This is a genomic window from Acidobacteriota bacterium (genome assembly GCA_016196035.1).
Taxonomy (GTDB): domain Bacteria; phylum Acidobacteriota; class Blastocatellia; order RBC074; family RBC074; genus JACPYM01.
Genome location: JACPYM010000099.1, coordinates 200,488 through 215,424 on the forward strand (window position 1 = coordinate 200,488; position 14,937 = coordinate 215,424).

The window sequence follows — 14,937 nt, forward strand, 5'->3', positions numbered from 1 at the left end:
CTTTGAGGTGCTCTAGTCGCTTGGGGTTTACCGACGCCAATCGGGGGCAAGCGTGAATTTATCTTCGTTTCAAGTCGCGTTTCAAGTCGCGTTTCAAGTCGCGTTTCAAGTCGCGTTTCAAGTCGCGTTTCAAGTCGCGTTTCAAGTCGCGTTTCAAGTCGCGTTTCAAGTCGCGTTTCAAGTCGCGTTTCAAGTGATGATTCAGGAGCCTACGAGTGATGGCAATCCTGGCGACGCTCACGTGATTACGGGGTATCTTGATGACGGCTTCGAATGGAACGTGCTGCCAAAGTGAAGCGGCAATTACGGGGAAGATCACCTGAAGCTTAAACGCTATGACCGAACAGCCGGTCTGTCATAGCGCGGGCATCTTACACAACCGTGGCGGAAACGCGCAAACGTTTTATGCCTCAGCACATTCAACGCCACATTAAATTCCGGCTGTAGCGGGGCAGAACAAAGAGCCAGATGGCCTGCCGCAGGCCCGCTTACTCACGGCTGGCGTTTGCTGGAGGTCAGTTGCGGCGCGCTTCAAAATCGTTTGGCAGAATCGTTTGGTAAGACCAATCCCCTGCGCTATACTCCGCGCGATTTTCCTGCCCGCAGACCCGAACACAAGAAAGCGAATTTGAGATTGACTCATGAGTGAGAACACCAACGCCAACTATCGCCGCGTCGCCACGCTGAAAACGGCGGACGCTTTGGCGGCCTATCTGCAACAACTCGGTGTCGAGTTAGGCTTTGACCGCGAATTGCAAACCGGCCCGGCAGCTCCGCTGGCACAGCCTTATGACTTGAATGGATTCAGCATCGGCAATCGTTTCTGCATTCTGCCGATGGAAGGCTGGGACGGCACGACAGACGGACGGCCTTCGGAATTGACCAAACGCCGCTGGCAGCATTTCGGCGCGAGCGGCGCGAAACTCATCTGGGGCGGCGAGGCCGTCGCCGTGCGGCCCGATGGACGCGCCAATCCCAATCAGTTGCTGCTGAATGCAGAGACAGCGGGCGAAATCGCTGGCTTGCGCACCCTGCTGATCGAAGCCCACGAGGCCAAATGCGGGCGCAGCGCTGATTTGCTCATCGGGTTGCAATTGACGCATTCGGGCCGCTTCGCGCGTCCGAATGACAAGAAAAAATTGGAGCCGCGCATCCTCTATCGCCACCCGATTCTCGACCGCAAATTCGGCATCACCAACGACAGCGCGCTTTTCACCGACGCCGAGATTGACGACCTGATCGGTGATTTCGTCAAAGCCGCTGTGCGCGCGCAATCCGCCGGGTACACTTTTGTAGACTTGAAACATTGCCACGGCTATCTGGGCCACGAATTCCTGAGCGCCCACACGCGCCCGGGCCGCTACGGTGGCAGCTTTGCGAATCGCACCCGCTTTCTGCGTGAACTGGTCGCGGGCATCCACCGCGATGCGCCGGGGTTGCAAATCGGCGTGCGACTGAGCGCCTTTGATATTTTGCCTTTCAAAATGCCCGACGGCCCAAATGCTGATAAACGTGGCGTGCCCGAAGCGTATGAAGGTGAATATCCGTTCGCGTTTGGCGGCAATGCGGCGCATCCGTTGCAGATGGATTTGACCGAAGCCTTTCAATTCCTCGCCCTGCTCACCGAGTTGGGCATCAAGTTGGTTTGCATTTCGGCAGGCTCGCCCTATTACAACCCGCACATTCAACGTCCCGCGCTCTTCCCCCCTTCGGACGGGTATCTGCCGCCCGAAGACCCGCTGGTCGGCGTCGCACGGCAAATCGCGGCGACCGCGCAATTGAAAGCGCGGCATCCTGAGTTGTGCGTCGTCGGTTCGGGCTACACTTATTTACAGGAATGGCTGCCCAACGTGGGCCAGCATTACGTCCGCACCGGCCAGGTGGATTTTGTCGGCGTAGGCCGCCTGGTCTTGTCCTATCACGATCTGCCCTTCGACGTGGTCAACGGCCAGCCGCTGCAAACCAAACGCATCTGCCGGACGTTCAGCGATTGCACGACGGGGCCGCGCAACGGCCTGGTGTCGGGCTGCTATCCGCTTGATCCTTTTTACAAAACACACCCCGAACACGAAAAGCTGAAGGTCATCAAGCAAGGCTTGAAGTAAGGGCGGCGCGGTACCGCGTCTGCCCTTTCAACCGCCCGCTGAATTTTCAACCGCGTTACTCAACAGCACAACCGAATAGGCAAAGCGCAAAGATGACACAAAAGCGAATCGTTTATGACGCCATCATCGTAGGCTCCGGCGCTGCCGGCGGCATCGCCGCGCACGTGCTGGTCAATCAAGGCTTGAAAGTTCTGCTGCTGGAAATCGGCCCGAAATGGGATCGCAACACGATCTTTCACACCGAACACAGTTGGCCTTACGAAATGCCCTTTCGCGGCCTGGGCAAGCCAGGCCAATACGATGGACTGTGGAAGGTCGGCGCTTATACCGAACATCTTTACGTCCATCCTTACAAAGACCGTTACGCCACCGCGCCCGGCACGGACTTTCACTGGACGCGCATCCACGCAGTCGGCGGACGCACCAACACCTGGGCGCGCGTCTCGTTGCGCATGTCTGAATTCGACATGAAGCCCAAGTCCATGCAAGACGGCGCGGGCGAAGACTGGCCGATTTCGTATCAGGAACTCGCGCCCTATTACGACCAGGCCGAAGACCTGCTGGGCGTCTTCGGCACGCGCGAAGGCCTCGCAGTCACGCCCGACGGCAATTATCACGCGCCCACGCCGCCGCCGCGTTGCGGCGAAGTCGCGCTGGCCAAGGGCGGCAAAAAGGTCGGCATCCCCACAATCCCAATTCGCAAAGCGATCTTGCTGAAAAACCGCGACAACCGCGCGGCCTGCCATTACTGTGGCAATTGCGATTATGGCTGCGGCACGGCTTCGCGCTTTAGTTCGCTCGACACGATCATCCCTAAGCTGACCGGCAACCGGAATTTCACGCTGCGCACCGGCGCCGCTGTGCATCGCGTGCTGCTCGACCCCAAGACCGGCAAAGCGCGTGGCGTCGAATTTATTGACACGCGCAACAAACTGACCTACGAAGCGCACGCCAAAGTCGTCGTCCTCGGCGCGGGCGCGATGGAATCCACGCGCATCCTGCTGAACTCGAAAACGCACCATCACGAGACAGGTTTGGCGAACGCTTCCGGCGTGCTCGGCCATTACTTGATGGACAATTTCAAAGCGGGTTTTGTCAGCGGCTGGCTGCCGCATTTGAAAGGCACCGAAGTCTTCAACGATGACGGTGCGGGCGGCGGGCATCTTTACATTCCACGCCACACGAACATAAAGGGCGGCCGCAAAGTTTCCGCCTTGCGCGGCTGGCAATACCAACCCAACAGCGGCTCGAACTCGAACGCGGGTTCCGCCAAACGCCTGCCCGGCTTCGGCGCGGATTTCAAACAGGAAGTCCGCGACCGCAATCCGGCGCGCTTGTCCCTCGCCGGGTTTGGCGAATGCCTGCCGAATTTCGACAACTATTGCGAGATTGATCCGCAGGGCTTGAAAGACCGCTACGGCATCCCGCAGTTGCGCTTCCATGCCAAGTGGGGCGACAACGAATTGAAGCTGGCCGATCTGATGTACGACACCGCCGAAGAGCTGTTGCGCGCGGCGGGCGGCGAGATCATCCCCTACACCCGCACGCTGCCACCGCCGCCCGGCGACGCGACGCACGAAGTCGGCACGGCGCGCATGGGCAACGATCCCAAGACTTCGGTGCTGAACAAATTCAACCAGGCGCACGAGGTCAAGAATCTCTACGTCGTGGATGGCGCGTCGTTTGTTTCTTGTCCCGAAAAGAACTGCACACTTTCCATTGCCGCCGTCGCGTGGCGGGCGAGTGAGCATTTGGCGGATGAGTTGCGGCGGGGGAATTTGGGATGAGTAATGGCTTCCCTTACAAAATTCCCCAAGAAAGCCCTGGCTATCCTCAGGCTTCAGCGTTTATCACAGAAAAGATTGCCGCAATGATTGCGCACTCTATCGTCAGCGGCGGCAACCTGATCTTCATTCATACCAACCTCAAGCGTGGACTGCCACTTGAAAACATCAATAAAGTAGCTGGGCCATTTGTCGAAGCTTGGGCGTTGGAGCAGTTTGAAGAAATTGCCAATAATCTGGGCAATGATTATGGTTTGGTAAATGTTCAGGCTGGCAAGCGGCTTGATCCCTTCGACATTGTTTTGCAATTCAAACGTCAGCAAGTTGCAGCCGCTTACCTTTCAGCAAATGTGGATGTCAAAGCGACCGCCGGAGACATCAAAACCTCAGGGAAGAGTCCGAACATCACTTCTTTTGCCCGGATTCGTTCAGAGTATCTCGACGACCCTGACTATATTTTCATCATACTTTCGCTGAAGCATAAGGTTTATGGTGAAAGAGATGCCGCCACCGGCATGACTAACGGGGTGATGGAAGTAGTGGCTTCAGCAACGTATGATCTGAAGTATATTTCGGCGGCAGATTTGAACTACAATCCAGCCTTGGGCACCGGCCAGCTTCAAATTCGGGATATTCACTATGTCACACTCGAACAACGCACGACTTGGGAATTCTTGCAGTTGTTGGATGCCAAGTTCATTCGCTCGAAAGGCGAAGCCGCTTGGCTTAAACTGGCGCGTCAACACGAATGGATCAAAGTAGAGGAGCCGTAACAATATGAATGACCACCAGTTGATTTGTGGCGATGCATGCAAAGTACTAGCTACGTTACCTGATACTAGCGTTGATCTCATCATTGCCGACCCACCTTACAATTTAGGTAAGGACTATGGGAATAATCGTGACGCACTGTCTTGGCAGGAATATATCGAATTCACCCGCACTTGGCTTCGTCAGGCTGACCGGCTGCTCAAACCGACTGGCACGATTTATGTCTTCATGGGTGTTCGTTTTATTTCCCGCTTACATTTATTGATGGAAGAGGAACTTGGCTGGTTGTTCAATGGGTGGATTACTTGGCATTACACACAAGGTATGGGTCGCAAGAATGGGTTTTCGCCGCGGCATGAGGATATTCTTTACTTCACTAAAAGCAGTAACTACATCTTCAACCTGGATGACATTCGTGTTCCGCAGAAATACTATCGCGAGCGAAACAACATGACCGGCGCGAACCCCGGTGATGTCTGGCAGTTTTCCCATGTGCATTACTGCAGTGCCGAACGCGAAGCCCATCCCACGCAAAAACCTGAAGCGTTGATGGAACGGATGATCAAAGCTAGTTCACAACCGGCGGATTTGGTGCTTGATCCGTTTGTCGGCAGCGGTACGACGGTACGGGTTGCCAAAGTGCTTAAGCGCCGCTCCATCGGTATTGAGGTCAATCCTGATTACGTCGCGATGGGCGAGCGTCGCTTGGTTTCAACACAGGAAGAGTTTGATTCGTTCGATCCACGCACACAGCGCATCCCTCGCGATTTGCCAAACCAAACCAAAGAAACGGCACAGGTATCTTTTTTTGATTGAGATGGGAATTGAGTAATGATCCTCTCTGCAATAGACATCGGCTCCAATTCGATTCACCAGGTCGTCGTCGAAACCGACCGTGAAAAACCTTTTCGTGTACTGGCGAGCGCCAAAGAGATGGTGCGCCTGGGCCGCAGCGCCGCGCGGGATCGCCGCCTTTCACCAGCCGCCATGAACCGGGCCATCGAGGCGTTGCAGAAATTCCGCGCGAACGCCGAGAGTCACGGCGCACGCGAAATCCTGACGACCGCCACCAGCGCCGTGCGCGAAGCGACCAACCAGCAGGAGTTCATCGAACGCGTCACCAAAGAAACCGGGCTGCACGTCGAATTGCTTTCCGGCATTGAGGAAGCCCGCATGATCGCGCTGGCCGTGGCGATGCGTATGCCGCAAAGCAATAACTGCCGCGCCCTGGCGATTGACATCGGCGGCGGCAGCACCGAACTGCCCGTCACGCAAAATGGCGAACCCGCCGTGCTGATCTCGCTCAAACTCGGCTCCGTGCGGCTGACCGAACAACTCGGCGCCAGCGATCCACCGAGCGAAAAAACTTTGCGCCGTTTGCGCGCCGAATTGCGCGCCGTCATTGCGCAACGCGCGCCTGAAATCAAAACGGTGGGTTTCGACGTTTGTTACGGCACCTCCGGCACGATTGCCGCGTTGGAGCGCGTCGCCTTGCAGCGCCACCTCAAAAATCCAACGGCCCCGGGCCGCGCCGCCAAACGCTCGGAAGCTTCGTTGAGTTTGAAAGAACTGCGCGCCTTGAATGAAGAACTCGCGCGCCTGCCGCTGGCCGAACGCGCGCGCGTGGCGGGCCTGAATCGCGCGCGCGCCGAAATCATCATCGCGGGCGGCCAATTGCTGGAAGCGCTGATGGAAACGCTGGAAGTCGAACAGTTGACCGTTTGTGACTGGGCGTTGCGCGAAGGCGTGGTCATCGCGCATCTGACCAAACGCGGCGCGACCGTGACCAGTACGGCCACGCGGCTCGAACGCGATCCCAGTTTGCGCGGCGCGTTGGCCCTGGCGGCGCATTACCGCGCCGACCTCAAACACGCGCACCGCGTCGCGTATTTAGCGCAACAGTTGTTCGACGATTTGCGCTCGTTGCACATGCTGGGCGGCGAACACCGGCGCCTGCTGATGGCGGCGGCGGTCTTGCACGACATCGGCTATCTGGTCTCGCATACGGATCATCACAAGCATTCGGCCTACTTGATTGATAACAGCGAACTGACCGGCTTCACCGCTTCCGAAGTCGCCATCATCGCCAACGTCGCGCGTTACCACCGCAGCACATTGCCCAAACCCAAGCATTCGTACTTTGCCAAGCTGCCCGCCGAAACGCGCGCCGTCGTGCGCAAGCTGGCCGCCATTTTGCGCATCGCCGACGCGCTCGACCGCGATCACGAGGGCCGCGTGCGGGGCGTGCGCGCCGAACTCGACGCCAAGACCGCGCGGATTTTTGCGATCTCCACGCGCCCCAGCGAAACCACGCTCTGGCGCATGGAAGAGCGCGCCGACCTCTTCGAGCAGGAGTTCGGACGGCGCGTCGAATTGATTGCCGAAACAAATGCCAATGCAACGGACGGTTAGGCCCCAAATGGATGAAGATAGACGCAGAAAAACGCGGATCAATGCAGTGTAACTATGGCTGCCAGCCGGCTTGATCTGCGTTTTTCTGCGTCTATCTGCGGCAAAGTGCCTTTTCTGAATTCGCAGCAACCCCTAACGATAATGAACAAACAACACAAAACCTTTTACGGCTGGTTTATCGTCGGCACGGCGTTTCTGTTCATGATGCTGATCGTCGGCTTTGCCACCTACGGCCTGCCGCTCTTCTATCCGCTCTGGGTCAAGGAATTCGGCTGGCGGCGCGATCAGATCATCTTCGGCAACACGCTCAGCAAAATCATCGTCGGGCCGGTGCTGGGTTTCGCCGCGGGCTGGCTGCTGGAAAAATACGGGCCGAAATTGGTGATGTTGTTTGGCGCGCTCAGCGCGGCGGCGGCCATGCTGGGTTTCAGCCTGATGGGTTCGACGACGGCGCTCTATGGCTTTTTCTTTTTCAACGCGCTGGGCTATCTGTGCGCCGGGCCGCTGCCCAATCAGGTGTTGCTGTCGCATTGGTTCGCGCGGTTGCGCGGGCGCGTGATGGGCATCGCTTACGTAGGCATCGGCGTCGGCGGCATGCTGGTGCCGTGGATCGTGCGTTACTTCAATCAGCAATACGGCTGGCGCGGGTCGCTCAAAGCCTTGAGCTTGTTATTTGCCGCCGTGATGCTGCTGTCGTTGTTGATCGTGCGGCGACGCCCGGCGGATTTGGGGCTGTTCCCCGATGGCGACGAAAAGCCGCTTGAACCCGCCACGCCGAATGCCCTGCCCGCCAAGCTGGCCGACATCGTTAAAACGCGCGCCTTCTGGTTGCTGGCCGCTGGCAGCGTCTTCAGCATCAGCGCCATTGGCGGCGTAATGCAAAACCTGGCGCTCTATATCAACGACATTATTCCCAAGGAGCAAGCCGACCTGACGCGCACGACCATTTCGAGCATCACGCTGGGCGCCAGTATTTCCGGGCGCATCGTGATGGGTTTGCTGGCGGATCGCTTTCAGAAAAAGTACGTGATGCTGATCACCTACTTCGTGGTCGCGCTTTCGATCCCGCTGCTGATCTTTGCCAAGGACTATCCGGCCCTGCTCTATGTTTTCGCTGTGACGTTCGGCTTTGGTTTGGGCGCGGATTACATGCTGATTCCGTTGATGGCGGCGGAATGTTTCGGGCTAGGCGCGCTCAGCCGCGTGCTGGGCATCATCATCATGAGCGATGCCGTGGGCGAAGCGACGCTGCCGACGTTGGTGGCCAACATCCGCGAGACCACCGGCAGTTATGCGGGCGGGTTTATGTTAGTCACGGTGTTGGCCTTGCTGGGCGCGGTGGCAATCCTTTCGATCAAATACCGCGACGGCAAACCGGAAAGCCGCTGGCAATTGGAAGCACAAACAAAGGAGCGTTGAACCGTGAAACGATTGATGTTGGCAAGTGTGATCTTCGCGCTGGGAACCGGCTTTGGCTGGTTGGCGGCGCAACGACCCGTGACGCAGGTCAATGCCCAGCAACCGGCCCCACAAGCCGCGCCACCGGCTGTGGGCGGGTACGTGCACGAACGTGATGCCGACGTGAAGAAAGAAGGCCCCGCGCCGCACAATGGGCCGGGCCGTTCGACGGGCTACAGTTTTTTTGAGAAAGCGCCGGGTTTTGCGCAAGCCTTCCGCAAACGCGTGCTGCATCCGGGTGCGGCCATCGGTTATCACCCGCAAAAGGAAGACGAGGTTTACTATATCTTGAGCGGCACGGGCGTGATGCAAATGAACGGCCAGGAATTTCCGGTGGCGGCGGGCGATGCGATTCTGACGCGCCCCGGCAGTTCACACGGGTTAAAGCAAACCGGCAAGGATGATTTGACGCTGATCATCACCTACGAACAGAAGCCGCGTTAAGACAGCCGCAAGCCGGATCAGCACCGCTGTTACTGTTTGCTCACCTCCAGCAAAAACACATCCGAATAATCCTTCACCGGGTTGGTGCCGAAGTTACTATCGAAGACCGCATATTTCCCGTCTTTGCTGATGGACGCGCGCGGTTGAAACCAGTAACTACTCAGTGTGCGGCTGCGGTGGTGCGCCAGATGGCGTAGCTCAGTACCATCAGCCCTGACGATCATCACTTCATTGAACCGCACACCCCAGCGGCGTTGCCAATCGGGCGGTAAATCGGCATTGGCCGCCGCCGTACCCTTTGCGGTATCGGTAACTGAAACTAACACCCAGGGGTTTTTGCCATTGCTGTTACTGCTGATGTGCATTTCCGCATCCCAGTTCAATGGTAACAAACAGGAGCGCTTGGCATCGGCAAGCCGTATTTTTTCAACGCCATTGTGTTCGCAACCCGGCGGCGGCGAGTTATCGCGGTAAGCGCCGACGAATAACACCTCATCGCTATTCACGTCGCGCCCTTGGTCACTGTGGCCACCGAACGGCGCAATCTGCCGAACGAAGTTAAAATCTTTGTCGTAAAGCGCCATGCCTTTATGCGGGCCTATCCCTTCACTGCCCCAACGCGCCATGATGTTGTTATTGGCGGTGACATAAACTTCGACCCATTCGCCGCCCAGCGCTTTCAAGTCAGCCGTTTTGCCCAGGCTGTTGGTGCTGAAGGTATAAAGCGCGGCGTGCCGGTCATCACCCACAATCATGAGGTGGTCGCCATCTTCGGAAATGTCGCATTCGCCGCCGCCAAAGGTGATCTTTTGGTACTGTGCAAAGACGCGCACAACGTTTTTTTGCCGCCGCGCAACATCAAACTTCAGCAATTGATTTTCGGCGTGATAATAAAAAACATTCGGATCGTTGCCGCTCCAGCGCGGCTCGGCTGAGTTACTCAACGCCAAGGTTTCGGGCGGCACGACTAACTTACCGTTGCGGTCAGCCACCATAAAACCGTGATTGTCGGCCTGCATCAGAATCAAACTATCGTCCTGATTGAAAGGCGACATCGTGGCGTATTCGTGATGTACAGCGTCTTTGAATTGCGTCCAGCCATTCGACAAACGCACAATCGGCGCGCCAAAAACAGTGTCCCTATATTTCACGCCCACCGCTGGCGGTTGAAAGCTGGTGTAATCCGCCGGGATATAAATCTTGTTGTCATCCGGGATGCCATAGAAAGGACTGTTAGCGTCCGCCTTGGGAACTGCCACGGGTTGATTCACCACTGCCGGGGCTGTAACGACTGGCAGCTTCCCTTTCGTGATGACGCCTTGCACCAGCGCCGCGTTACTCACCGTCGCGCCCAGGTTGATCAAGGTAACATCCGCCGTTAGCGGATACAGCGGCTTGATCGTACTAACATAAAATTCCTCGTCGTTTTTGTAATAACTCACAACGCCGTTGGCGACGGCAATGCGAAACACAGTCTTGGCCGGGTAACCTGTCTCGGCCTTGTAACGCCCCCACTCACGCACTTCGGCCACATAACCAGCGCGCCCGGCGCGCGCCGTCAGGTGCAATGAGAAATCCATCGTTTCCGCTTCCAGCCCGGCGGGCGCGGCGCTCAATCCCACGTAACGCTCTTTGTCCGTTTCCAGCGCAGTGAATTCCAAATAACCGTCCCCAGCGGTGAGCTTCTGCCGCGAAGACGCCCCCGCATCTGCCGCTTCGTTGTTACCCCGCGTTTTTTTCAAGGTGGTTCCGGCCGCGGCGCAATTGACCTGATTGATCCAGACGACGGGTTCGGCAGGGGCCTTCGTGGAACTGAGTTCGGAGGCACGCCGTTCGGCTGAGCAACCAATGTGCAACAACCAGACAACGGCGCTAACAGTGAGGGTGAGAGCAAACAGCTTTTTCATTGGTGTACCTCTGAGCGCCGCTTTGAGCCAGCGACGCCGGACACAGTTTTGGCTGAGCGCCCAGCCGCCGTCAACATAAATAATTCGGCTTGGCGGCTGCCATTCCGTGTCTTAGGCAACCCCTCAAATTACCACGCGGCCTCAACCATGCCGCCTCAACCATCCAAACCGCTCAGCACCAAATCCACCAACGCATCTACATAACTCTGCGTCAACGGCGCGTGTTCGGCCAGCAAGCGGAAGTAGACGGGGCCGTAAAGCGCATCGAGCAAAACTTCAGGATCAACTTCCTGACGGATTTCGCCGCGCTCAATGCCGCGTTGAATGACTTGGCGCGCTTCAGCGCGACGCGGCTTGATCCAGCGCGTGCGAAAGGCTTCGGCCATCTCTTCATCGAATTGCCCGTTCGCCAGCAGCATGGAAATTTTACAGCCCAACGGCCCTTTGAGCGCCTTGACGAACTTGCGCATCTGGCGGCGGATGTCTTCGCGCACGCCGCCTGTGTCAGGGAAAGAAAGCGGCGGGCCGTCGTCTTCAAAAAAGGCGTCCAGCACGAGGCTCGCCTTATTCGGCCAGCGCCGATAGATCGTCGTTTTGCCCACGCCCGCGCGCGCTGCAATGCCCTCAATCGTCACATTGCCAAAGCCGTGCTCCTCCACCAGCGCGCGCGCGGCTTGCAGGATATTCTGGTGCGTCACCGGACAGCGCGGCCGGCCCGCGTGTTTCGCTTCGCAGTCTTCTGCAAACCTTTCTGCGGCCTTCGCCGAAATTCGACTTGACACTCATCCACCTCCGGCGTATTTTCCATATCGAAACGTAGCGTATCGTATTCCTCGCCAGTAGGCAAGGAAGTCGCCCGTGAGCGGCGCGACGATACGAAAAAAGAGGCATAAAGACTATGGAGGGAATGATGAGTTCAAAAAAAATTGCTTTGGTGACGGGCGCGAACAAAGGCATTGGCTATGAAACCGCGCGCCAGTTGGCCGCGCAAGGCATCACCGTGCTGTTGGGCGCGCGCGACGAAAAGCGCGGCAGTGAAGCCGCCCGCAAACTGCAAGACGAAGGCTTGGACGTGCAGTTTCTGCCGGTGGACGTGAACGACACCGCTTCGCAGGACAATGCGGCCCAGTTCATCGCGGCTAAATTCGGCAAGCTGGACATCCTGGTCAACAACGCCGGCGTGGCCAAAGATTTCAGAGTGCCCGCTTCGCAAGGCACGCTGGAACAGTGGCGCGAGACGTTCGAGACCAATGTGTTCAATCTGGTTGCGCTGACCCAGAAGCTGCTGCCGTTGGTCAAAAAGAGCGACGCCGGGCGCATCGTCAATCTGACCAGCATTCTGGGTTCGCTGACGTTGAACACCGATCCACAATCGCCGATTGCCGGGTCGGCCAGTTCAGGCACGGCGTACAACGCCTCCAAAGCGGCGTTGAATATGTTCACCGTGCATCTGGCGAATGAATTGAAAGGCACTGCGGTCAAGGTGAATGCCGCGCATCCCGGCTGGGTGAAGACCGATATGGGTGGCGCAGCGGCTCCGCTGGAAGTCGCGGACGGCGCGAAAACTTCGGTGCGCTTGGCGACCTTGCCTGACGACGGGCCGAGCGGCGGCTACTTTTATTTGGGCGACACGCTGCCCTGGTAACTTCATTCGGCTTACTTCGTGGTGATGAAAAAAGGCGGTGCGAATTAACACTTCGCACCGCCTGCATTACGGCCTTCACCAACTCGTTTCTGCCGCGTGTGCTCATTGCATGCGAATGGTCACGGCATTGGCTGGACGATTGTCTATCAGCGTTTGCAGCGTAACTTCGCCGTGCCCGGCCAGCGCACGTTCCATTTCCACATTCAGTTGATCCAGACCCGCCAGATCGCCTTGCGCGCCCGCGAATGACACCGGCAAAGCCAACCCTGCGATTGAGACGCTGACGTTTTCCAATCCCGTCCGCCGCCGGAAACCAGTGCCGAAAAGGACGACGAAGACGCGTTCGCCGGCCGGGCCTAGATTGATCGCCTTGGCAACGAAGCGGTTGGTCGCCTGATCGAATTCAGCCAGCGGTTCAAAGCTTTGCGACCCGTTGGCCTTGACGCGCAAGACGACGCCCGCCGGGACGCCTTGCCCTGTCGCGTTGGCCGTGAAAAAGCTGGGCGCGACGTTGGTGAGTTGCACGTTGCCGCTCGCCACCAGCACGTCGTTGACGTAAACCGAGGCCAGCGTCGTGTAAATCGCCTGATCGCCCGGCGCGGTCATTGGCAGGCCGGGATGAATGAGCAGATTGATTTGCGTGGGCGAGACGAAAAAGAGCGGACAGTTCAATTCCTGATTGTTGAGGCCGCGCATCGTCACGCGCGTGCCCGCCAGCGTCGTCGGCAACGGCGTAGTCGTCGCGGCTTGCGTCGTCACGGCCAGATCGTTGCTGAAAATCGTGGCAATCGCATCCACGGCGGTGAGCGGCGCATAATTCGCCGACGACACCGCCGTCAATCCTGACGGCTGGCTGACCTGGAAGCTTTTGCCGCCGACGTTAATTGTCGCCTGCCGTCCCCCACCCGCCGGATTGTTGAACACGGTGAAACCAATCGGTGCGCGCCCCACACCGCTGGTCGGCCCTTCGATGCGCACCCAGGCGGCGCTCGCCGTCGCCGTCCAGGGGCAATGATCCGGCGTTTCGAGCAAAAAGCCATCGAGCGTTTCCCCTACGCGCGAGGGCTGATAGGCCTGGCCATTCAACGACAACGTGTAAATGCAACCGGCCACCGTCAGCGGCAAGGCGTTCGACACGCCACCGCCGGGCGCGCCATTGAACGCCGTCAGGTTGAGCGCGCCCGCTTGCGCCAGACCGGCGTCGGTTAGGGTGACTTCCAATTTGGCATCGCTGCGATAGGTCGTCGGACGCGCCATGCCGTTGACGCGCACGACGGTCGTATTCAGGAAGTTGCGTCCATTGACGATCAGCAGCTTTTGTCCGCCCGCAATAGCCACCGTCGCCGGTTCCAGCCGCGCCAGCACTGGCACAGGCGCAATGGGCGTCAGCGCGAGGTCGAGCGGCGCCGATTCCAAGCCGCCTGCCGGCGTTTGGGTGAACACGGTCACGCGCGCCGTTGGGCCTGTGCCCAAAGCCGCTGCCGGGATTTCGGCGCGCAGTTGCGAAGCGCCGAGGAATTCGGTGCCCTGGGGCTGCCCGTTGACGCGAATCACCGTGGAGTAACGCAACCCTGCCGCATCATCCGAGACCGGATAAAAATGATTGCCATACACCGTCAATCGCAAAGGCGCTCCGGCGGGCGTGGCGTTGATGCTGAGCGCGGTGAGTTCGGGCGGATGATTGCCGACGGCGTTGAACTTGCTGTTGACCGTCGCACGCAACATGGCGTTGGCCGCCGCGCCATTCACCAGCAAGGGTTGAAAGCTAGCGCCATTGTTCATGGAAGCGAACGAACGCCCGCGCGGCGTGGTGGTGTCGGCGGCAAAACTAATGTCGCCATTCACAGCCTGCACGCCGACATAAAGGTCGCCACGCGGCAGCGGCCCCGGCGCACCGAGCATTACTTCCAACATCCCGTGCGCAGGCAGCGTAGGCACCATCAGGGTTTGGTTGACCAAAAACGTGGGGTTGACGGGCGGCTGCCCGGTGCGTTGCGGATCATGAAAGATGACGATGCGCAGTTGTTTGCCCACGGCATCAGGCGGCAATTGCACGCGCACGCTTTCCAGCGTGGACGGCGCGCGCGCGGGCGTCAGGTAGTTAACATAGAGTGTGTTACTCGCCGGGGGTAACTGTTCGCGTGAATTATCGTCCGCCGAAAGCACCTCGAACACAGGCGTATCAGGCACGACACCAAATAAAAAGTAACTCAGTGCGGCAACATCCAATGCCGTAATGCCGCCGCGTTCACCGGGCAAGTAACTTTCATCGTACTTGATTAGCGGCTCGCTTTGATTTTGCCGATTGTGTGTTGAGAGTGTGGTAGTTGAATTTAGCTTTAGGACGTATTTACCGAGGCAAGCTGTTGTGGCAATGAGGTCGCAATCAGGTGGGTCAGTTTTTCCAGCAC

The 14,937-nt window shown here is 58.1% G+C and carries 12 protein-coding genes; 9 read left to right on the plus strand and 3 right to left on the minus strand.

Annotated features, from left to right (window positions below; all coding sequences use genetic code 11):
• Positions 1 to 52: 52 nt before the first annotated feature.
• The 8 genes from HY011_28785 to HY011_28820 all read left to right on the plus strand — a co-directional run bounded on the left by HY011_28785 (position 53) and on the right by HY011_28820 (position 8,974).
• Positions 53 to 295 carry a hypothetical protein gene (locus tag HY011_28785; GenBank protein MBI3426944.1) on the plus strand — a complete coding sequence of 81 codons (243 nt, stop codon included), beginning with the start codon at positions 53 to 55 and terminating at the stop codon, positions 293 to 295.
• Positions 296 to 641: 346 nt separating this feature from the next.
• Positions 642 to 2,105 carry an NADH:flavin oxidoreductase gene (locus HY011_28790; protein ID MBI3426945.1) on the plus strand — a complete coding sequence of 488 codons (1,464 nt, stop codon included), beginning with the start codon at positions 642 to 644 and terminating at the stop codon, positions 2,103 to 2,105.
• 92 nt (positions 2,106 to 2,197) lie between these two features.
• A complete protein-coding gene (locus HY011_28795; GenBank protein ID MBI3426946.1) occupies positions 2,198 to 3,892 on the plus strand; it encodes a GMC family oxidoreductase in 1,695 nt (564 codons plus the stop codon).
• The gene (locus HY011_28800; GenBank protein ID MBI3426947.1) at positions 3,889 to 4,662 is read left to right on the plus strand and encodes a restriction endonuclease; all 774 of its coding nucleotides are present in this window, start codon (positions 3,889 to 3,891) and stop codon (positions 4,660 to 4,662) included. Before HY011_28795 ends, HY011_28800 begins: the two co-directional genes overlap by 4 nt.
• A 4-nt stretch (positions 4,663 to 4,666) precedes the next feature.
• Positions 4,667 to 5,476, plus strand: coding sequence for a site-specific DNA-methyltransferase (locus HY011_28805; GenBank protein ID MBI3426948.1), 810 nt, complete (start codon positions 4,667 to 4,669; stop codon positions 5,474 to 5,476).
• Positions 5,477 to 5,491: 15 nt separating this feature from the next.
• Positions 5,492 to 7,072: a Ppx/GppA family phosphatase gene (locus tag HY011_28810; protein MBI3426949.1), complete on the plus strand. Its 1,581-nt coding sequence runs from the start codon at positions 5,492 to 5,494 to the stop codon at positions 7,070 to 7,072.
• A 141-nt stretch (positions 7,073 to 7,213) separates the two neighbouring features.
• A complete protein-coding gene (locus HY011_28815; protein MBI3426950.1) occupies positions 7,214 to 8,491 on the plus strand; it encodes an MFS transporter in 1,278 nt (425 codons plus the stop codon).
• Positions 8,492 to 8,506: 15 nt separating this feature from the next.
• Entirely contained in the window at positions 8,507 to 8,974 is a 468-nt protein-coding gene (locus HY011_28820; protein MBI3426951.1) for a cupin domain-containing protein, read from the plus strand.
• 29 nt (positions 8,975 to 9,003) lie between these two features.
• Here HY011_28820 and HY011_28825 read toward each other — a convergent pair whose 3' ends face one another.
• Complete coding sequence (locus HY011_28825; GenBank protein ID MBI3426952.1) at positions 9,004 to 10,881, minus strand: hypothetical protein; 1,878 nt, start codon at positions 10,879 to 10,881, stop codon at positions 9,004 to 9,006.
• A 155-nt stretch (positions 10,882 to 11,036) separates the two neighbouring features.
• Complete coding sequence (locus HY011_28830; GenBank protein MBI3426953.1) at positions 11,037 to 11,579, minus strand: TetR/AcrR family transcriptional regulator; 543 nt, start codon at positions 11,577 to 11,579, stop codon at positions 11,037 to 11,039.
• A gap of 209 nt (positions 11,580 to 11,788) precedes the next feature.
• Here HY011_28830 and HY011_28835 point away from each other — a divergent pair, with 209 nt between their 5' ends.
• Positions 11,789 to 12,526, plus strand: coding sequence for an SDR family oxidoreductase (locus tag HY011_28835; GenBank protein MBI3426954.1), 738 nt, complete (start codon positions 11,789 to 11,791; stop codon positions 12,524 to 12,526).
• A 102-nt stretch (positions 12,527 to 12,628) separates the two neighbouring features.
• Here the strand turns inward: HY011_28835 and HY011_28840 are convergent, their stop codons facing one another.
• Entirely contained in the window at positions 12,629 to 14,785 is a 2,157-nt protein-coding gene (locus HY011_28840) for a hypothetical protein (protein MBI3426955.1), read from the minus strand.
• Positions 14,786 to 14,937: the final 152 nt, after the last annotated feature.